Source organism: Mycobacterium sp. SMC-18 (assembly GCF_045310895.1).
Taxonomy (GTDB): Bacteria; Actinomycetota; Actinomycetes; order Mycobacteriales; family Mycobacteriaceae; genus Mycobacterium.
In genome coordinates, this window is the sequence record NZ_JBJIAL010000016.1 from 31,219 (window position 1) to 50,608 (window position 19,390).

Annotated in this window: 16 protein-coding genes; 9 read left to right on the forward strand and 7 right to left on the reverse strand. The window is 67.8% G+C overall.

Annotated features, from left to right (window positions below; all coding sequences use genetic code 11):
- The first annotated feature begins 19 nt into the window (after nucleotides 1-19).
- Nucleotides 20-3,475 carry a proline dehydrogenase family protein gene (locus ACJH6J_RS16030; protein WP_406784221.1) on the forward strand — a complete coding sequence of 1,152 codons (3,456 nt, stop codon included), beginning with the start codon at nucleotides 20-22 and terminating at the stop codon, nucleotides 3,473-3,475.
- Here ACJH6J_RS16030 and ACJH6J_RS16035 read toward each other — a convergent pair.
- The 4 genes from ACJH6J_RS16035 to ACJH6J_RS16050 all read right to left on the reverse strand — a co-directional run bounded on the left by ACJH6J_RS16035 (nucleotide 3,463) and on the right by ACJH6J_RS16050 (nucleotide 6,466).
- Nucleotides 3,463-4,482 (reverse strand): isopenicillin N synthase family dioxygenase, encoded by a 1,020-nt coding sequence (locus ACJH6J_RS16035; protein ID WP_406784222.1) that lies wholly within the window; start codon nucleotides 4,480-4,482, stop codon nucleotides 3,463-3,465. The genes ACJH6J_RS16030 and ACJH6J_RS16035 overlap by 13 nt on opposite strands.
- 83 nt (nucleotides 4,483-4,565) lie before the next feature.
- Nucleotides 4,566-4,802: a hypothetical protein gene (locus ACJH6J_RS16040; RefSeq protein WP_318986215.1), complete on the reverse strand. Its 237-nt coding sequence runs from the start codon at nucleotides 4,800-4,802 to the stop codon at nucleotides 4,566-4,568.
- A 114-nt stretch (nucleotides 4,803-4,916) separates the two neighbouring features.
- Complete coding sequence (locus tag ACJH6J_RS16045) at nucleotides 4,917-5,414, reverse strand: NUDIX hydrolase (protein WP_318986276.1); 498 nt, start codon at nucleotides 5,412-5,414, stop codon at nucleotides 4,917-4,919.
- A 68-nt stretch (nucleotides 5,415-5,482) separates the two neighbouring features.
- Nucleotides 5,483-6,466: an NAD-dependent epimerase/dehydratase family protein gene (locus ACJH6J_RS16050; RefSeq protein ID WP_406784223.1), complete on the reverse strand. Its 984-nt coding sequence runs from the start codon at nucleotides 6,464-6,466 to the stop codon at nucleotides 5,483-5,485.
- 141 nt (nucleotides 6,467-6,607) lie between these two features.
- Here ACJH6J_RS16050 and ACJH6J_RS16055 point away from each other — a divergent pair, with 141 nt between their 5' ends.
- Entirely contained in the window at nucleotides 6,608-8,005 is a 1,398-nt protein-coding gene (locus ACJH6J_RS16055; RefSeq protein WP_406784224.1) for an acyl-CoA synthetase, read from the forward strand.
- Here ACJH6J_RS16055 and ACJH6J_RS16060 read toward each other — a convergent pair.
- Nucleotides 8,002-9,327, reverse strand: a complete 1,326-nt coding sequence (locus tag ACJH6J_RS16060; protein ID WP_318986212.1) for a hypothetical protein — start codon at nucleotides 9,325-9,327, stop codon at nucleotides 8,002-8,004. The two genes, ACJH6J_RS16055 and ACJH6J_RS16060, sit on opposite strands and share 4 nt — an antisense overlap.
- A 143-nt stretch (nucleotides 9,328-9,470) precedes the next feature.
- Here ACJH6J_RS16060 and ACJH6J_RS16065 point away from each other — a divergent pair, with 143 nt between their 5' ends.
- A complete protein-coding gene (locus ACJH6J_RS16065; protein WP_318986211.1) occupies nucleotides 9,471-9,884 on the forward strand; it encodes a PPOX class F420-dependent oxidoreductase in 414 nt (137 codons plus the stop codon).
- Nucleotides 9,885-9,956: 72 nt separating this feature from the next.
- On the opposite strand, the gene dapD is transcribed toward ACJH6J_RS16065, so the two are convergent.
- Both dapD and ACJH6J_RS16075 read right to left on the reverse strand, forming a co-directional pair.
- Nucleotides 9,957-10,889: a 2,3,4,5-tetrahydropyridine-2,6-dicarboxylate N-succinyltransferase gene (gene dapD, locus ACJH6J_RS16070; RefSeq protein ID WP_318986210.1), complete on the reverse strand. Its 933-nt coding sequence runs from the start codon at nucleotides 10,887-10,889 to the stop codon at nucleotides 9,957-9,959.
- 82 nt (nucleotides 10,890-10,971) lie between these two features.
- Nucleotides 10,972-12,786, reverse strand: a complete 1,815-nt coding sequence (locus ACJH6J_RS16075; RefSeq protein ID WP_318986209.1) for an NAD(P)/FAD-dependent oxidoreductase — start codon at nucleotides 12,784-12,786, stop codon at nucleotides 10,972-10,974.
- A 114-nt stretch (nucleotides 12,787-12,900) separates the two neighbouring features.
- Between ACJH6J_RS16075 and ACJH6J_RS16080 the strand changes: the two genes are divergently transcribed.
- The 6 genes from ACJH6J_RS16080 (at nucleotide 12,901) to abc-f (ending at nucleotide 19,334) form a co-directional block, all read left to right on the forward strand.
- A complete protein-coding gene (locus ACJH6J_RS16080; RefSeq protein ID WP_318986208.1) occupies nucleotides 12,901-13,947 on the forward strand; it encodes a 2,3-butanediol dehydrogenase in 1,047 nt (348 codons plus the stop codon).
- A 14-nt stretch (nucleotides 13,948-13,961) separates the two neighbouring features.
- Complete coding sequence (locus ACJH6J_RS16085; RefSeq protein WP_318986207.1) at nucleotides 13,962-14,756, forward strand: acetoin reductase; 795 nt, start codon at nucleotides 13,962-13,964, stop codon at nucleotides 14,754-14,756.
- Nucleotides 14,757-14,779: 23 nt separating this feature from the next.
- Complete coding sequence (locus tag ACJH6J_RS16090) at nucleotides 14,780-16,060, forward strand: GAF domain-containing protein (RefSeq protein WP_318986206.1); 1,281 nt, start codon at nucleotides 14,780-14,782, stop codon at nucleotides 16,058-16,060.
- Between the two features lie 118 nt (nucleotides 16,061-16,178).
- Complete coding sequence (gene dapE / locus ACJH6J_RS16095; RefSeq protein WP_406784226.1) at nucleotides 16,179-17,243, forward strand: succinyl-diaminopimelate desuccinylase; 1,065 nt, start codon at nucleotides 16,179-16,181, stop codon at nucleotides 17,241-17,243.
- Nucleotides 17,240-17,602, forward strand: coding sequence for an RNA-binding S4 domain-containing protein (locus ACJH6J_RS16100; protein WP_073697652.1), 363 nt, complete (start codon nucleotides 17,240-17,242; stop codon nucleotides 17,600-17,602). Before dapE ends, ACJH6J_RS16100 begins: the two co-directional genes overlap by 4 nt.
- A 142-nt stretch (nucleotides 17,603-17,744) precedes the next feature.
- Complete coding sequence (abc-f, locus tag ACJH6J_RS16105) at nucleotides 17,745-19,334, forward strand: ribosomal protection-like ABC-F family protein (protein WP_406775602.1); 1,590 nt, start codon at nucleotides 17,745-17,747, stop codon at nucleotides 19,332-19,334.
- Nucleotides 19,335-19,390: the final 56 nt, after the last annotated feature.

Below are 19,390 nucleotides of genomic sequence, written 5' to 3' on the forward strand. Positions count from 1 at the left end.
ACGAGCTCATGATGGGCAGATGACCCAGCTAGGCAGTGACGAAGATCTGCTGACCGATGTCGTGAGTCAGGTCCGGTCCTGGCTCGACGACGCCGCCCGCCTGCCTGTCGCCCCGGCCGGCAGACGGTTGGCCGACGTCCTGCGCGATCCGCACGGCCTGGATTTCACCGTCGGCTTCGTCGACCGGGTGATCCGGCCCGAAGACCATCGCGTCGCGGCGGCCAACCTCCGGGCCCTCGCGCGCAACGCGCCTGCCTTCCTGCCGCTGCACGAACGGCTGTTGATCAAGCTCGGCGCCCTGGTGTCGGTGATCGCGCCCGGCCTGGTCATCCCAGTCGCCCGGAAGGCGTTGCGCCAGATGGTCGGTCACCTTCTCGTCGACGCAACCGATGCCCGTCTCGGACGATCCATCGCACGGATCCGCAGCCGTGGTGTCGGACTCAACATCAACCTGCTCGGTGAGGCCGTGCTCGGCCAGGCCGAGGCGGCCCGACGGCTGCAGGGCACCGAACGGCTGCTCGCCCGCCCCGACGTCGACTACGTGTCGATCAAGGTCTCGGCCACCGTGCCACCGCACTCGCCGTGGGCGTTCGATGAAGCCGTCGACCACATCGCGCAGAACCTGCTGCCGTTGTTCACGCAGGCGGCGACCGCGCCGACGAAGAAGTTCATCAACCTCGACATGGAGGAGTACCGCGACCTGGAGTTGACGATCGCGGTGTTCACCAAGCTGCTCGACCGGGCCGATCTGCTGGACCTCGAAGCCGGGATCGTGCTGCAGGCCTACCTGCCCGATGCGCTGAGCGCGATGATGCGCCTGCAGGACTGGGCTCGCGCGCGCCGCGAGCGGGGCGGCGCGGGCATCAAGGTCCGGTTGGTCAAGGGCGCCAACCTGCCCATGGAACACGTGGAGGCCTCGCTGCACGGCTGGCCCGTGGCGACCCTGCCGACCAAACGGGACACGGACACCAATTACAAACGGGTGCTGGATTACGCGCTGCGGCCCGAACACACGGCGAACGTGCGGATCGGTGTCGCCGGGCACAACCTCTTCGACATCGCGTACGCGTGGACGCTCGCGGGGCGTCGCGGCGTCCGGGACCGGGTGGAGTTCGAGATGCTGCTGGGGATGGCGGAGGCCCAGGCCGAAGCCGTCCGGCGCACCGTCGGCGGTCTATTGCTGTACGTACCGGTGGTGCACCCCAAGGACTTTGACGTCGCGATCGCCTACCTCGTGCGGCGGTTGGAGGAAGGTGCCAGCCAGGACAACTTCATGTCGGCGGTGTTCGAGCTGCACGACGACCAGTCGCTGTTCCAGCGCGAGAAGGACCGGTTCATCGCGTCGCTCGCGGATCTCGTGGGGGAGACTGTCATTCCGGTGCCCAACCGTCGTCAGGATCGCCGTACCGACGATCCGCGCGCGGCAATGTGCCCGGCCGGCCGGTTCGCGAATGTCGCCGACACCGATCCGGCGCTGCCCGGAAATCGGTTGTGGGGGCGGGCGATCACCGAGCGGATCGCCGCGTCGTCGACCGGTGTGGAGCTGGTGGCCGAGCACACCGTGACGAGCACGGCCGCGCTCGACGGAATCATCGCCGAGGCCGTCACCGCGGGTGCGGTGTGGGCGAAGCGGACCGGTGCTGAGCGGGCGGCGGTCCTGCGGCGCGCGGCGGCCTCGTTGCAGGCAGCGCGGGCGGTGTTGCTGGAGGTGATGGCGTCCGAGTGCGGCAAGACGCTGGATCAAGGCGATCCGGAGGTCTCCGAGGCCATCGATTTCGCGAATTATTATGCGGCACAGGCGGAAAAACTCGATGCTGTGGACGGCGCCGTCGCGGTGCCTGCGGGATTGGTGGTGGTGACGCCGCCATGGAACTTCCCGGTGGCGATCCCCGCCGGGTCGGTGCTGGCCGCGCTGGCCGCGGGCAGTCCCGTCATCATCAAACCCGCCACGCAGGCCAGGCGGTGTGGATCCGTCATGGTGCAAGCACTTTGGGACGCCGGCGTGCCGCGCGACGTGCTGCGGTTGGTGCATCTCGACGAGGGCGATCTCGGCACCCGGTTGGTATCGGACCCGCGCGTCGCCCGGCTGATCCTCACCGGCGCGTTCGAGACCGCCGAACTGTTCCGCGGCTTCCGGCCCGACCTGCCGCTGCTGGCCGAGACCAGCGGCAAGAACTCCATCATCGTCACTCCCCATGCCGATCTCGATCTCGCGGTGAAAGACCTGGTGTACTCGGCCTTCGGGCATGCCGGACAGAAGTGTTCGGCAGCGTCGCTGGGCATTCTGGTGGGCTCGGTCGCGCGGTCCGCGCGGTTCCGCGACCAGCTGGTCGATGCCGTCACGTCGCTGAAGGTCGGCTACCCGTCGGACCCGACCGTTCAGGTGGGGCCCGTCATCGAACCCGCGCACGGCAAACTGCTGAAGGCGCTCACGCAGCTCGGACCGGGGGAGCAGTGGCTGGTGGAGCCCCGCCAACTCGATGACACCGGCCGGCTCTGGTCGCCGGGAGTGAAGACCGGGGTTCGGCGCGGCTCGGAGTTCCACCTCACCGAATACTTCGGACCGGTTCTGGGCCTCATCGCCGCCGCCGATCTCGATGAGGCGATCGCCATCCAGAATCAGGTCGACTATGGACTGACGGCAGGCCTCTTCAGTCTGGACCGCGAGGAGATCGAACACTGGCTCGACCGGGTCGAGGCGGGCAACGCCTATGTGAACCGCTCGACCGTCGGCGCGATCGTGCAGCGTCAGCCCTTCGGCGGGTGGAAGAAATCGGCGGTCGGTGCGGGCACGAAGGCGGGCGGCCCGAACTACCTTGTCGGGCTGAGTGACTGGCGTTCCGCGCCGGCGACCCAGACTGCTCCGGTTTCGCCGGCCGTACAAGCGATCCTCGACGCCGCACAGACTTTCGCGCTGGATTCCGCGGAAATCGATTTCCTCGAACGGTCCTTCGGAGCCGACGCACATGCCTGGGCGACGGAGTTCGGCGTCGCGCGCGATGTCTCCGGTCTGATGGCGGAGAAGAACGTCTTCCGGTACCTGCCCGTCCCGGTCACGGTGCGCGCCGAGAATGCCGATCCGGCAGCCTTGTTGCGCGTGGTCGGCGCGGGCATCCTGGCCGGCTCCCGCGTGACCGTCTCCACCCCGGTTCCGCTCGCTCCGGCGATCGCCGGCACGCTGGCCACCGCCGGCGTCGTCTACCGGGTGGAGGATGCGGTGTCGTGGCGGAACACCCTGCGCGGCAACGCACCTGGACGGGTTCGCCTGCTCGGCGGCAGCCGCGAACAGTTCGCGCGCGACAGTGCCGGCGCTGTCGGCACCGCGCTCTACGCGGGGCCGGTTGTCGAAGCCGGGCGCGTCGAGCTGCTGACATTCCTGCACGAGCAGGCGATCGCCGTGACGGCGCACCGATTCGGTTCTCCGACGCCGTTGTCCGAGAACCTGTTCGGTGACGCGGTAACTCAGAGCGCGTAGGCGAGCTTGAACTTGTCGAGCAGATAGGGCCCCGACACCACCGGTGCGTAGCGCGGCGGATTGTCGGCCGTCGTGCACGTGGGGATGCACTCGATGACGGCGTCGAAGTTGGGCTGGTGGAAGAACGGCAGGCTGAACCGCTCTCCGCCCGCGCCGTTGCTCACTACACGGTGCACGGTGCTGACCCAGCGGTCGTTGGTCCACCGGGCCAGCAGGTCGCCGATGTTGATGACGAATGATCCGGGGACGATGGGCACATCGATCCATTCGCCTTGGTCACCCCGAACCTGTAGCCCGCGCTGAGATTCGTCCTGCAACAGGATCGTGAGATTGCCCCAGTCGCTGTGCTGGCTCAGCCGGACTTCGCCGGCCGGCCGATTGTCGGCCGGGTAGTAGTTGGCCATCAGGTTGGAGTTGTGGCGGTCGATCGACGCGTCGAACCAGTCCTCGCGCAGGCCGAGGGCAAGCGCGAACAGCCGCGACAATTCGGTCGCCAGTAATTCCATTTCGGCGTAGTAGCGCTCGTAGGCCGCGCGGAATCCCGGGAGGTCGGGCCAGCGGTCGGCGACGGCCACCCGCTCGTCGGTCCAGCCGTCGCCGCCCAGACCCTCCGGGTTGCCCAGCGGGAAGTGGACGAACTTCTCGACCCGGTCCGGCGCTTGGTGTTCGGCCGCGACGTCCGCGCCATCGTTGGTGGCCGCGAGCTTGCCCGCGCTGCTGAATCCACGGGCCAGCGGGTCGCCCGGAAGTGCTCGGACGCTGTCCTTTTCGGCCTGCGGTAGCGCGAAGAATTCGCGCAGGGCGCGGTTGACGTCGTTGATGGCCTTGTACGGCACGCCGTGCCCGACCAGGATCAGGAAGCCGCTCGTCTCGCAGCACCGGCCGATCGCATCGGCCACCGCCTGGCGGTGCGTCGGGTCGCCGGTGCGGGCGCTGCTGATGTCTATCACTGGGACGAAGCCGTCCTGCAGGACGACGCGGTCGACGATCACTTCTGGTTGGGTCATGCTGTCGACGCTAGAACCTCAACCTAAGTTGAGATCAAGTGTGAAAATTCTTCTCGCGCAACACAGTCGGTCTGTGACGCCGACTACTGGCTCTGGTGCACCGTGGTGTCGACCCGTGGCGCCTGCGCGTGCGGCTGGATGTCCTGGAGCCACTGCAGCTGATCGATGCCGTGGTTGTTGTGCGATGCCACAACGGTTTCCGGCAGCGCCTTCTGCGTGTCCTCGGCGAACGACCACACGATCGGGGACACCAGGACTCCGACTCCGAGTGCGCCTGCGAGAACGTAACGGCCCAGTGCCTGCCGTGTACTACTGCTCATCGTTTTCATGCCGTTGCCTCCTGCTGGGTGCCTGGGTGCGATGCCCAGATCAACAGGCGCCCGAAACGGCGTCATCCCAGGTGGCGCGATGTTTATCGGAGTTGGCAGGATCGCTTATCGGCCCGTGTGCAACCGCAACAACGTCCACGCCGCCAACGATTGCGCATCGGTGATGTCGCCGCGGCGGATCATGTCCTCGATCTGATCGGCGGTGAACCACTCGCTGTGCATGTCCTGCTCCTCATGCTCACGTTCGTGTTCGCCCTCGGTGATGCCGGTCGCGAGGTAGGCCCAGCCGCGTTGGCTGCACATCCCGGGTGCGACGTCCAACTGGCCCAACACCTCCCACGTCTCGGCACGCAGCCCGGTCTCCTCGCGGAGTTCCTGCGCCGCCAGATCGCCGGGCGCAGGCTCGTCGCCGTCCAAGGTGCCCGGCGCGGTGCCCTGCACAAACTCCCAGCGCCGCAACCCGATCGGGTAGCGGAACTGCTCCACCATCCGGTAGCGGTCGCCGTCGCGGGCGATCACCAGGGCATAGGTGGGCTTGTCCACCACGCCGTAGATGCCGGTGGTGCCGTCGGGACGACGGATGTCGTCTTCGCGCACAGACATCCAGGCGTTGCGGTAGACCTCACGGGAGCCGACGCGTTCGATCACAGCTCCAGTATCGCGGAGTGCCGCTATTCGACCGGGTATGGGCCGTCGGAGAAGACCTGCGAGTGATATCCCTTCGAGCCGACCGACAGCGCCAGGGAACTGCGGAACTCGCGACCCTGCGCGAGTGCTCCGATCAGCTCGGCGAAGGTGTGCCGCGGGTGCCAACCCAGTTCGGTCCTGGCGCGGTCGTTGACGTAGACCCGGTCGATCGACGGGAACATGGTCCAGCCGCGGCGCCGGTATTCGTCCACGTACCCGGGCACGCAGCGTGCCACGACCGCCGGTGCGTCCAGCCGCAACTGCGGCAGATCCGCGACGGTGAACGGCGACGTCGCGCTGATGATGTAGCGCCCGAACCCGATAACAGGTGCGCGCTCGATGGCCCGCAGGTGGGCTTCGACGACATCTTCGAGATCGACACGGCGGTAGAGGAATTCGTTGACCTTTGCGTTGGCATCGTCGTAGCTGTCCCGAATGTCCTTGCTGTCATCGGATTCCGGAAAGAACCGCGAGGTCCGCAACACCACGCAGGGGAGTCCGCGCCGGCGCGCAAACAGTTCACACAGGTCTTCGGCGGCTGCTTTGGTGACGCCGTAGATGTTCTTGGGCCTGTCCGCGACGTCCTCGGTGATCCACGCGGCGGGTTCGTGCGCAGCAGGAACCAGTGCGTCCCCGAATGCGCTCGTCGTGCTGGTGTAGACGAATCGGGTCACCCCGGCCGCGACCGCGTGCTCGAGAAGGTTGAGCGTGCCGGTGATGTTCGTATCGACGAATTCCCGCCGGGTGTGGGTCGCGACGTGCGGCTTGTGCAGCGTCGCGGTGTGCACAACAGCATCGACCCCGCGTATCGCTTCGGCGACGGCCACCGGGTCGGTGACCGATGCCTGGTGGCGGGTGAAGACCGACGCCGTCGTATCGAGGCCGACGACCTCGTGGTTCGTCTGCTGCAAGCGCAGCATCAGTGCCTCACCCAGGTGACCCGAACTGCCGGTCACGAGAATCTTCATTGTCGCTGGTCCCCGGTTGCCCTGCCGAACGGACGATGTCCCGCCCTCACGGCTTCGAACCTATTGGCGCCGACGGCCGAGCGCGAGTCATTTTTGACGCGGGTCCTTCGCTGGAATCGGATAGGCGAGTAGCCTCGCGATGTGCTGCTGACCTCTCTGAACCCCGCCGTTGTCGCTGCCGGACACGACCTCGAAGACGCGGTGCGGATCGACGGCGCGGTGCTGTCACGCAGCGATCTGGTCGGGGCTGCGACATCGGTCGCCGAGCGGGTCGCGGGGGCGTCGCTGGTCGCCGTCCTGGCACGGCCTACCGCCAAGACGGTGCTGGCGATCGCCGGCTGCCTCATCGCGGGGGTGCCGGTGGTTCCGGTGCCGGCCGATGTCGGTGCGGCCGAACGCCGACACATGATCACCGATTCCGGCGCGCAGGCCTGGCTGGGGGAGGCGCCCGAGGAGACTGAAGGACTACCGGTTGTTCCGGTCCGGTTGCACGCCCGGTCCTGGCACCGCTACGCCGAGCCCTCGCCGGATTCGACGGCGCTGATCATGTACACCTCGGGCACCACGGGTCTGCCGAAAGGCGTGCTGATCAGCCGTCGCGCCATCGCGGCCGACATCGATGCGCTGGCCAAAGCCTGGGCCTGGACCCCGGCCGACACGCTGGTGCACGGCCTGCCGTTGTTCCACGTGCACGGCCTGATCCTCGGCCTGCTGGGCTCGCTGCGCATCGGAAATCGCTTCGTGCACACCGGGAAACCCACACCGGCCGCGTATGCGGAGGCGGGCGGCTCGTTGTACTTCGGCGTGCCGACCGTGTGGTCCCGCGTCGTGGCCGATGCCGCCGCCGCCGAGGCGTTGCGGGGCGCCCGGCTGCTGGTGTCCGGCAGTGCGGCGCTGCCCGTACCGGTGTTCGACGACCTGGTGCGGCTCACCGGGCACGCACCCGTCGAGCGCTACGGCAGCACCGAATCGCTGATCACCCTGTCGACCCGGGTCGACGGTGAACGCCGGCCCGGCTGGGTCGGCTTGCCGCTCGACGGCGTGCAGACCCGGCTGGTCGCCGAGGACGGGTCGCCGGTGCCGCACGACGGGGAAACCATTGGCCGCCTGGAGGTTTCCACGCCGACGTTGTTCAGCGGGTACCTCAACCGGCCCGAGGCGACGGCGGAGGTGCTCGGTGACGACGGCTGGTACCGCACCGGCGACGTGGCCGTCGTCGACGCCGAGGGCATGCATCGCATCGTCGGCCGTGAGTCGGTGGACCTGATCAAGTCCGGTGGTTTTCGGGTCGGTGCCGGCGAGATCGAGACCGTCCTGCTGGGGCACCCGGGTGTATCGGAGGCCGCGGTGGTCGGCGTGCCCGACGACGACCTGGGCCAGCGCATCGTCGCGTTCGTGGTCGGCTCCGCATCGGCGCAGGAACTCATCGACTTTGTGGCGCAACAGCTTTCGGTGCACAAACGGCCGCGCGAGGTGCGCCTCGTCGACAGCCTGCCGCGTAACGCCATGGGCAAGGTGCAGAAGAAGCTCCTCGTCTAGGGCAGACGACTGGCCGGCCCACCCTCGATCTCCGGCTGGATCAACCGGAAGTGAGATTCGCTGCGCTGCATGTGCCGTCGCTGGTAGTCGCCTTCGATGTGCTTGCCGTCGACCGTGCCGGTCAACGTCAGCCGGTCGGGACCGTCGAGGCGAAAGTGCAGCACAGTGGGCGGATCCGCTTCGTGCCTCTTGATCTCGAGCCGGTCGCCGCGGATCTCGAACAGGTACACGGTCACGTAACCCGCCGGGACCTGAGTGACGAAGCTCGTGTAGTCGCCGGGCCGGTCCGCGATCGCGACATTCGTCCACGGCGCCGGCGAGGTCTGCTTCAGCGTCGCCTGTTCGCCTTCCACGGTGAATGACGTTGCGCGCCAGACTCCGTCGATGTCCGATTCCCGGTGCCGAATCTGCTGGTAGGTCACGACGCTGAACGTCGTGACCAGCACGACGACGACGCCTGCGATGGCGAACTTCGCCACGATGCCGGTCCGGCGCAACCACCGCCTGCCGGAACCCAGCGCCGGCCACAGCGCGACCGGTTCGGGAGCGCCAAGCTGGAATACCGTTTGAGCCAGGCTTTTCCAGTACGGCGTGGTGATCGCGACGGCAATGAACAACAGCTGGCCGGACACCAGCTTCACCGGGACGTCGTAGAAGAGGTTGAGCAGGAACACCTGGGCCATGGCCACGATCGCGATCAGCGCGCCCAGCAGCCACGTGCGCCGCCACAGCAATAGGGCACCGGCGGCGAATTCGACCAGACCGGTGGCCACCGAGTAGGGGTCCGAGGCGCCCATGAAACCCCACAGCGTGTTCATCATGCTGACGTCGCCGACCATCTGGATCTGGTAGCCGGGCAGCATCATGTAGGCCATCTGCGTGGGAATGAGCTTGGCCAGACCGTAGAGCAGCATCGAGACGGCCAGACCGAACCGCGCGAACACCAGCAGCAGCGCGGCAAGGCTGCGGTAGTTCGGCCGATGCTGGTCCAGGGCGGTCCACACCGCGGTGATCACCAGAGCCACCAGGATCCAGCCGAGGTGCAGGCACCACTCCGCCAGGGAATCAGCGCCGCCGTCGATGTTCAGGTACGCGCCCTCGCCGCGGGTCACGAAACTGCCCAGGTTTGCGAGCCCCTGCAGAAGCGGGGCCATCAAGACGCTCAGGCCCAGATTGCCGTAAACCGAAAGGATCAGGATTCCGCCGCCGATGGTGAAGAACAGCCGGAACGCCAGCTTCTGCGCGCCGGTCCACTCGGGCGCCGAAATCTTGTCGGGTTCGGTAGGTGTCAAGGTGTCCGCGTCGCCGGTCGTCGTGCTCACCGGATTGACGCTAGCGATGAATGTGCGCCGATGTCCCTGGGGGAAAACCTCCAACTTCCCGGCGGCGACGAGCTGGGCGGATCCACGCGCACAAGCTCTTTCCCGGCGGGAATGCCACACGCCGCCGCAGCCTTGTAGATCCCATGCAACTCACAGACGAAGCCCGCGCCCTGATCGGGGACGGGGCCAACGCAACGCTGGTGACTCTGAATGCCGATGGCAGCCCGCAGGTTTCGGTGGTGTGGGTCGAACTGCAGGGCGACGAACTGGTCAGCGCGCACCTCGGCGACTACAAGAAGCTGCGCAACATGCGCCGCGACCCGCGTGTGGCGGTCACCATCATCGGCACCGACCGGGGCGCCGCATCGGTGAATCCGTACCTCGCGATCAGCGGTACCGCCCGCATCGTCGAGGGTGGGGCGCCGGAAGTGCTGACCCGACTGACCAACGTGATGGCGCCCGAGTTCAACGGCCAGTTCCCACCGGCCGGCGCGCCGCCGGGATACCTCACCCGCATCACCATCGACAAGGTGACGGGCGTCGGCCCCTGGGCCTGAACGACGAAAGTGAGCTCGTGTGCGAGCTTTCGATGAAACCACGCACACAAGCTCACTTTCGGTGAGCAGACGCTAGTTGGCGTGCAGCGCCTCGTTGAGCGTGATGCCGGTGCCGTCGCGCTTGACGACCTCGACCGCGCCACTGACCGAGTTCCGGCGGAACAGCAGGTTGTTCGAGCCGGACAGTTCCTTGGCCTTGACGGTCTGGCCGTCGGCGGTGGTCACCTTGGTGCCGCCGGTGACGTACAGGCCGGCCTCGATGACGCAGTCGTCGCCCAGCGAGATGCCCAGACCGGCGTTGGCGCCCAGCAGGCAGCGCTTGCCCACCGAGATGACTTCCTTGCCGCCGCCCGACAGCGTGCCCATGATCGACGCGCCGCCGCCGACGTCGGAGCCGTCATCGACGACGACGCCCGCCGAGATACGACCCTCGACCATCGAGGTGCCCAGCGTGCCGGCGTTGAAGTTGACGAAGCCCTCGTGCATGACGGTGGTGCCCGACGCCAGGTGCGCGCCCAGTCGGACGCGGTCGGCGTCGGCGATGCGCACGCCGCTCGGCAGCACGTAGTCGACCATGCGCGGGAACTTGTCGACGCCGAACACGGTGACCGTGCCGCGACGACGCAGCTTGGCGCGGACGGTCTCGAAGCCCTCGACCGCGCAGGGGCCGAAGTTGGTCCACACCACGTTCGTCAGCAGGCCGAAGATGCCGTCCAAGTTGGCGCCGTGCGGCGCGATCAGGCGGTGCGACAGCAGGTGCAGGCGTAGCCAGACATCGTGCGTGTCGGCGGGCTTGTCGTCGAGCGAGGCGATGGTGGTGCGCACGATCTCGGTGCGCACGCCGCGGTCCTCGTCGGTGCCGACGAGGGCTTCCAGCTCAGCGGGGACCGGGCCGGCCGCGGCGTCGGCGTTGAGTTCGGGTGCCGGGAACCAGGTGTCGAGGACGGTTCCGTCGGAGGTGATGGTGGCGATGCCGATGCCGGATGCACCAGAAGAAGAAGTCACGTTGCTAAAGGCTACTGAACCAGCGCTGAACTGGGGGCACCACCCACGAGCGGGCGGTGCCCCCGGTCCGGCGAGGGAACCCTCACTGCAGGTGATGGACCTCCTGCAGCCCGTACACCGGCGTCGGGATGCCCTCGTACCGGGCCTTGAGCTGCAGCGCCAGATACAGCGAGTAGTGCCGTGACTGGTGCAGGTTGCCGCCGTGGAACCACAGGTTCTCCTGCTGCGTCGGCTTCCACATGTTGCGCTGTTCGCCCTCCCACGGGCCGGGGTCCTTGGCGGTCCCGCTGCCCAGGCCCCACACCTTGCCGACGCGGTCGGCGATCTCCTGGCCCATGAGGTCGGCGGCCCAGCCGTTCATCGAGCCGTAGCCAGTCGCGTAGACGACGACGTCGGCGGGCAGTTCGGTGCCGTCGGCCAGCACCACCGCGTTCTCGGTCAGGTGCGACACCTGGCCGTGCGCCAGCTTGATGGAACCGTTGGCCACCAGCTCGCACGCACCGACGTCGATGTAGTAGCCCGAGCCGCGGCGCAGGTACTTCATGAACAGGCCGGAGTCGTCGTCGCCGAAGTCCAGCTCGAAGCCGGCCGCCTCCAACCGGTCGTAGAAGTCCTTGTCCCGCACCCGGATCGCGTCGTAGATCGGTCGCTGGAAATCGGCCATGATCGCGTACGGCAGCGACGCGAACGTCAGGTCGGCCTTCTCGGTCGTCATGCCGGCGGCCACTGCACGCTCCGAGTACAGGTCGCCGAGGCCGAGCTCCATCAGCGAGTCGGACTTCACGACGTGCGTCGACGAGCGCTGCAGCATCGTCACGTCGACGCCGTTCTCGTACAGCGCTTTACAGATGTCGTGCGCGGAGTTGTTCGACCCCACCACGACGACCTTCTTGCCGACGTACCGGTCCGGGCCCGGGTGCTGACTCGAGTGGTGCTGTTCCCCGGCAAAGATGTCCTGACCCGGAAGTGTTGGGATGCTTGGCTTTCCGGACATACCGGTCGCCAGCACCAGCTGGGTCGGGTGCAGCGTCATGCGCTCGCCGTCGCGGTTCACCTCGACGCTCCACCGGCCGGCCTCGGAATCGTAAGTGGCCGAGAGGCATTCGGTGCGCGACCAGTACGGCACCTCCATGACCTTGGTGTAGAACTCCAGCCAGTCGCCGACCTTGTCCTTGGGCGCGAAGACCGGCCAGTTGGCCGGGAACGGCAGGTAGGGCAGGTGGTCGTACCAGACGGGGTCGTGCAGGCACAGCGACTTGTACCGCTTGCGCCACTGGTCGCCGGGCCGCTCGTGCTTGTCGACGACGATCGACGGCACTCCGAGTTGCCGCAGCCGCGCACCCAACGCGATACCGCCCTGACCACCGCCGATCACCAGCACATAGGGCTGCTTCTCGCGTCCCAGCGTCGCCTCTTCCTCGGCGCGCTTCTCGGCCCACGAGCGCGGGTCGGGGTCGGACCCGTGCACCGCGCCGAGTACCCGCGTCGCACCCTTGCGCTCCTCATGGCCCTTGAGTTCCTGCAGCGTGGTCAGCAGCGTCCAACCTTCGTCGCCGCGCAGCCGCAGGTGGCCCGAGCCGCGCCCGGTGGCCGTCTCGAACTCGATGAACGCCGACGTCACGTCGCCGTCGGCGGTGGCGGGTTCACGGGTCCGGAACCCGGACGGGGTGGTGTCGGCCAGCCGCGCGCGCAGCATGCCGGCGATCTGGTCGCGGCCTTCCACGGTCTTGATGTTCCAGGTGAAGGCGACGAGGTCACGCCAGAAGCTGTCGACGGCGAACATCCCGACGACGCCGTCGATGTCCTGTGCGGCCAGTGCCGCCTCGAAGTTGGCGAGCCAGTTCTCGACGCGCTGCTGCGGCGACATGGCGGTGGTGGGTTCCAGTGTTGCGGTCATGTGACTCAGAACACAGCCAGGGCGCAACTCCCGACAAGAGTTGCAGCACGTTGCAGCGTTGCAACCTCCTGCAACTCTGTCGGTGTGTGGCCGCGGTCACATACAACTGGTCGCATGAGAGCTGCTGTCTACTACGGACCCAACAAACTCGCTGTCGAGGACGTCGCCATCCCGACTCCCGGGCCGGGCCAGGTGCAACTGCAGGTCGGCTTCAACGGCATCTGCGGCACCGACCTGCACGAGTACTACGCCGGCCCCATCTTCGTCCCCACACAGCCGCACCCCCTGACGCATCAAGAGCTGCCGCTCACGCTGGGCCACGAGTTCTCCGGCACCATCACGGCCGTCGGCGCCGGTGTCACCGAGTGGCGCGAGGGCGACCGGGTGGCCGTCGAGCCGATCTACAAATGCGGCCACTGCGGCCCCTGCGCGGCAGGCAACTACAACGTCTGTCAGCAGATCGGTTTCCATGGCCTGATGTCCGACGGCGGCATGGCCGAGTACACCGTGGTGCCGACGAACATGCTGCACCGGCTGCCCGACAACGTCTCGCTGGAACTCGGCGCGCTCGTCGAACCGATGTCGGTGGCCTACCACGCGGCAACCCTCGGCGACGTCAAACCCGGTGACACCGCTATGGTGTTCGGCGCCGGTCCCATCGGCATCGGATTGTGGTTCGCCTTGCGCGGCAAGGGACTTCAGGAAGTGTTCGTCGTCGAGCCGTCGCCGACACGGCGCGCGGCCATCGAAGCGCTCGGCGCCGTCACGCTCGACCCGACGGTCATCGATGTGCCCGGCTTCATCGCCGACCACACCTACGGCGCCGGCGCCGACGCGGTGTACGACGCCGCCGGTGTCACGCCCGCTGTGGAGACCGCACTGGCCTGCGTCGGATCCCGCAAGCCGATGGTTAGCGTCGCGATCTACGAAAAGCCGCTGCAGACACCGCTTTTGAACCTGGTGATGAACGAGTCCCGCATCCAGGGCTCGCTGTGCTACACGGGCGCCGACTTCGAGGCCGTCATCGCGTTGATGGCGCAGGGCGCCTATGACACCACCGGATGGGTGGCCCAGATCCCGATCGGTGACGTGGTTTCCGAAGGATTCGAGGCCCTGCATGCGGGGAACAAGATGAAAGTTCTGGTCGACCCGACGCGATGAGCGGAGAAACAGCAATGACATTGGCAGGACAGGTAGCCCTGGTCACCGGGGCCGGGCGTGGCATCGGTCGCGGTATCGCCCTACGGCTGGCGCGTGACGGCGCCGACGTCGCGCTCGTCGACGTCGAAGCCGATCCCTTGGCGGAGGTGGCCGCCGAGATATCCGAAATCGGTTCCAAATTCACCACTTTCGTCGCCGATGTCAGTGCTCGGGACCAGGTGTTCGCCGCCGTCGACTATGTGGCAACCGAACTCGGCGGGCTCGACATCATGGTCAACAATGCCGGTGTCGCACTGGTCGGCCCGCTCGCCGACGTCACGCCCGATGACCTGCAGCGGTTGTGGTCGATCAACGTCGACGGCGTGCTGTGGGGCATCCAGGCCGCGGTCGCGAAATTCAAGGAACTCGGCAACCAGGCGCACGGCAAGGTCAGCAAGATCATCAACGCCTCATCGATCGCCGGGCATGACGGCTTCGCCATGCTGGGGCCGTACAGCGCCACCAAATTCGCCGTGCGCGCCCTGACCCAGGCCGCCGCGAAGGAGCACGCCGCCGACGGCATCACCGTCAACGCCTACTGCCCCGGCGTGGTGGGGACCGACATGTGGGTGGAGATCGACAAGCGGTTCGCCGAACTCACCGGCGCCCCGGTCGGCGAGACGTACGCGAAGTTCGTCGGCGGCATCGCGCTGGGCCGTGCGGAAACCCCGGATGACGTCGCCGGGTTCGTGTCGTACCTGGCCGGGCCCGACGCCGACTACATGACCGGGCAGGCCGGTCTCATCGACGGCGGCCTGGTTTATCGCTGACATGCGGAGCACAATCGGCGTTGATGCAGAGCCCGGCCGTGCCTGAACCAGCGGTAGCTGTTGGCGAGGACCCGCGCAGTTACGCGCGGTTGATGTCGGCTGTCTACGACGCGACCATGTCCGGCGGCCGCGCGCCGGCTCGGCCCCGCGACGTCATCGGCGAGTCGTGGCAGCGGATGCTGGCCCGCGGCGTCAACCCCGACACCCACATCCCGCCGGTCATCGAATCGTCCGGTCTGGATGCGCTGCGCAAGTCGTCGGGGCTGCTCGCCGTGCTCGACGACGTGTCACGCGGGCTGGAATCCATTGTCGCCGAAGGGGACAACATCCTCGTGCTGGCGGATGCGCGGGGTCGTGTGCTGTGGCGGTCCGGGTCCGCGGCCGTGCTGGGCAAGGCCGACCGGCTCGGGTTCGTCGAAGGCGCCAACTGGGGTGAGGGCGCCGTCGGCACCAACGCCATCGGGACCGCGCTGGCGTCCAACCGGGCCGTGCAGGTGTTCTCCGCCGAGCATTTCCTGCGCAGCCACCACGCCTGGACCTGCGCGGGCGCTCCGGTCCGTGACCCGCGCACCGGCCAGGTCATCGGCGTCGTCGACGTCTCCGGCCCGGCCGCGACGGTGCATCCCACCACCGTCGCGCTCGTCGACGCGGTCGCCCGGCTGGCCGAAGCGCACCTGCGCGAGCAGCACGAGGGCACGCTGAACCGGCTGCGGATGGTCGCCGCGCCCATCCTGGCCCGCATCGGCAGTCCGGCGCTGGCGGTCGACGCCGACGGCTGGGTGGCCGCCGTCGACCAGATGCCACTGCACAATCGGATTCTGCTGCCCGACGAACTGGCCCCGGGGCGGGCGTGGATCCCGACCCTCGGACGATGCGACGTCGAGATGCTGCCCGGCGGGTGGCTGGTCCGGCCGTCCACCGCCGCGGCCGACGACGACGCCACCGCCACCCGCGTCGTCCTGGACCTGCGCGCCGCCCCGGTCCTCGAGATGGCCGGGGAGTTCGGGGGATGGCGCCATGACATCTCGCTACGGCACGCCGAAATCCTGCTGGTGCTGGCGATCCACCGGAACGGGCGCTCGGCGTCGGAGCTCGCCGAAGACCTGTACGGCGACCGGAGCCGGGTGGTCACGGTGCGGGCCGAGCTGTCCCGGATGCGAAAGCAGTTGGCGGGCTTGATTCTCGGCAAGCCCTACCGGTTCGGTGACGACGCCGTCATCGACGTGCGCTACCCGGCCGACCGCTCGACACTGCTCGGCGCCTCGACGGCACCTGCCATCCGGGCCCTGCGCGCCGTCGCCTGAACCTCGTGAGCTGGGGCACTCTCCCCTCGCGAGCAGACGTAAAACTGTCGTTTTCGGCCGTGAAAACGACAGTTTTGCGTCTGCTCGCGGGTGAAAGGTGACCAGCTAATCTGGCTGAATGCTCGATCTCACCGCCGACCCGATCGCTCTGACCGCCGCCCTGGTCGACATCCCCAGCGAATCGCGGCACGAGCAGCTCATCGCCGACGAGATCGAGGCCGCAATCAAGGCCCAGGCTCCGCACTTCGAGGTGATCCGCAACGGCGACGCGGTGCTGGCCCGGACCAATCTGGGCCGGCCGTCGCGCGTGCTGCTGGCCGGGCACACCGACACCGTCCCGGCGGCCGACAACCTCCCCAGTCGGCTCGTCGGCGGCGAGCTCTGGGGCTGCGGTACCTCCGACATGAAGGCCGGCGACGCGGTGTTCCTGCACCTGGCGGCCACCATCGCCGAGCCGACGCACGACATCACCCTCGTCATGTACGACTGCGAGGAGATCGAATCCAGCGCCAACGGTCTCGGCCGCATCGAGCGTGAACTGCCCGACTGGCTCAAAGCCGACGTCGCGATCCTCGGCGAGCCGTCGGGTGGTCTCATCGAAGCCGGGTGCCAGGGCACCCTGCGCGTCATCATCCACGCCACCGGTACCCGCGCGCATTCGGCGCGATCGTGGCTGGGCGACAACGCGATTCACAAGCTCGGTGCCGTCCTCGACCGGCTCACCGCCTACCAGGCGCGCTCGGTCGACATCGACGGCTGCGTCTACCGCGAGGGACTGTCCGCGGTCCGGATCGACGGCGGCATCGCCGGCAACGTCATCCCCGACGCCGCGTCGGTCACCGTCAACTTCCGGTTCGCGCCGGACCGCAGCGTTGAGCAGGCCCTCGCGCACGTCCACGAGGTGTTCGCCGGTCTCGACGTCCGCATCGAGCTCACCGACTCGGCTGCCGGCGCGCTGCCCGGTCTGACGCAGCCGGCCGCCGCCGCGCTGGTGGCCGCGGCCGGGGACCAGGTGCGAGCCAAGTACGGCTGGACCGACGTGGCACGCTTTGCCGCCCTGGGCATTCCGGCCGTCAACTACGGACCGGGCGACCCGAACCTGGCGCACAAGGTCGACGAGCGCGTGACGACGGCGGACATCACCGCCGTCACCGAGATGCTGCGGCGGTATCTGACAAGTTGAGTAGCGTCCGCGTCGACAGCTGGATTTTCGCCGTCCGGATCACCAAGACCCGGTCTTTGGCGGCCGCCGCCTGCCGGGCCGGCCACGTCCGCGTCAATGGCGTCACCGTCAAACCGGCGCAGCTGGTCAGCCCGGGCGACGAGGTCCGGGTCCGGCTCGATGGCCGCGAGCGCATCGTCGAGGTCATCCGCCCGATCGCCAAGCGGGTCGGCGCGGCCGTCGTGCCGGAATGCCTGATCGACCGCAGCCCGCCGCCACCGGCCAAAGAGACGATGCCGGCAGTGCCCGTCCGGGATCGCGGAGCCGGCCGGCCCACCAAACGTGAACGGCGACAGCTGGATCAGTTGCGCGGGTACTGAGCGGCAATAAATCAGTTGCGCCCGTGAGTACTGTGGGCTTTGCAACTGCTGCCAACCGAGGTGGGCCGAAACATGCTGGGAGAAGACATCTCCGGATAACCGGAGTGCGCCCTCGCCCTGTCACTCTCACGAGAGCTCTTGCATGTCTTCTATCTCCTGTTCCCATTTGTCGTTTTCCTGGCCCGATGGCACCGAAGTGTTCTCGGATCTGTCGTTCACGGTCGGTGCCGGTCACACCGGACTGGTCGCTCCCAACGGCGCCGGGAAGAGCACGCTGCTCAAACTCATTGCCGGAGAACTGCAGCCGACTGGCGGCAATGTGACCGTCGACGGCACGCTCGGCTACCTGCCGCAGACACTGCCGTTCGCCACCGATCTGACCGTCGCCGAAATGCTCGGCGTGGCACCCGTTTTGGCGGCTTTGGCGGCACTCGCCGAGGGTGACGCCTCCGAGGCCGTGTTCGCCACCATCGGTGACGACTGGGACATCGAGGAACGCAGCACGGCGCAGCTGGCCCGGCTCGGTCTCGACGTCCCGCTCGATCGGGTGCTCGGCACGCTGTCGGGCGGTGAGGTCGTCACCCTCGGCCTGGCCGCGCAACTGCTGCGGCGTCCCGATGTCCTGCTGCTCGACGAACCGACCAACAACCTGGATTCTGCTGCACGGCAACGGCTCTACGACGAGCTGGACCGCTACCCAGGCGTTCTACTGCTGATCAGTCACGACCGCGCACTACTGGACCGCATGGACCGCATCGCCGAACTACGTGACGGTGACGTCCAGTTCTACGGCGGCAACTTCACGGCGTACCAGGATGCGATCGCTGAATTGCAGCGAGCGGCTGTCGATGAGATGCGTAACGCCGAGTCGCAACTGAAGCTGCAGAAGCGGCAGATGCAGCAGGCCCGCGAGCGCGCCGCCCGCCGGGCCGGCACTGCTGCCCGCAACGTCAAGGACGCCGGGCTGCCGAAAATCATTGCCGGAAAGCTCAAGCGCAATGCCCAGGAGTCGGCAGGCCGCGCCGACGAGGTCCACTCCCAGCGCGTCGACGATGCCCGGGCGCGCCTCGACGCCGCCGAGCGTGCGGTGCGCGACGACGACGTCATCGCCCTCGACCTGCCGGACACGGAAGTGCCCGCAGGCCGGACGGTGCTGAGCGCGGCCGGCCTGAACATCCAGCGCGGCGGCCGGACGTTGTTCGCCGGCAACGGAATCGACCTCGACATCCGTGGACCCGAGCGGATCGCCCTGACCGGCCGGAACGGTGCGGGCAAGTCGACGCTGCTCAAGATGATCAACGGCGACCTCGAACCCGACGCCGGAACCCTGATCCGAGGCGACGGCCGCATCGCCTACCTGTCGCAGCGCCTCGACCTGCTCGATGAGGAGCGCAGTGTCCTGGAGAACCTGATGGCCTGGGCGCCGACCCTCAGCATCACCCGCAGGCGGCATCTGCTGGCGCAGTTCCTGTTCCAGGACAACAGGATCGACCTACCGGTGTCGGTGCTGTCCGGCGGCGAGCGGCTGCGCGCCACACTGGCGTGCGTGCTGTACGCCGAACCGGCGCCGCACCTGCTGCTGCTCGACGAACCGACCAACAACCTGGACCTGGTCAGCGTCGCGCAGCTGGAGTCGGCGCTCAACGCCTACCGCGGCGCCTTCATCGTGGTCAGTCACGACGAGCGCTTCCTCGATGCGATCGGCATCGAGCGGCGGATGACGCTGGAGTGAAACCGGCGTGCACGGGTCCGCGTGTCGGCTCTCCTGCGGCGCTTGCGATTTGAAAC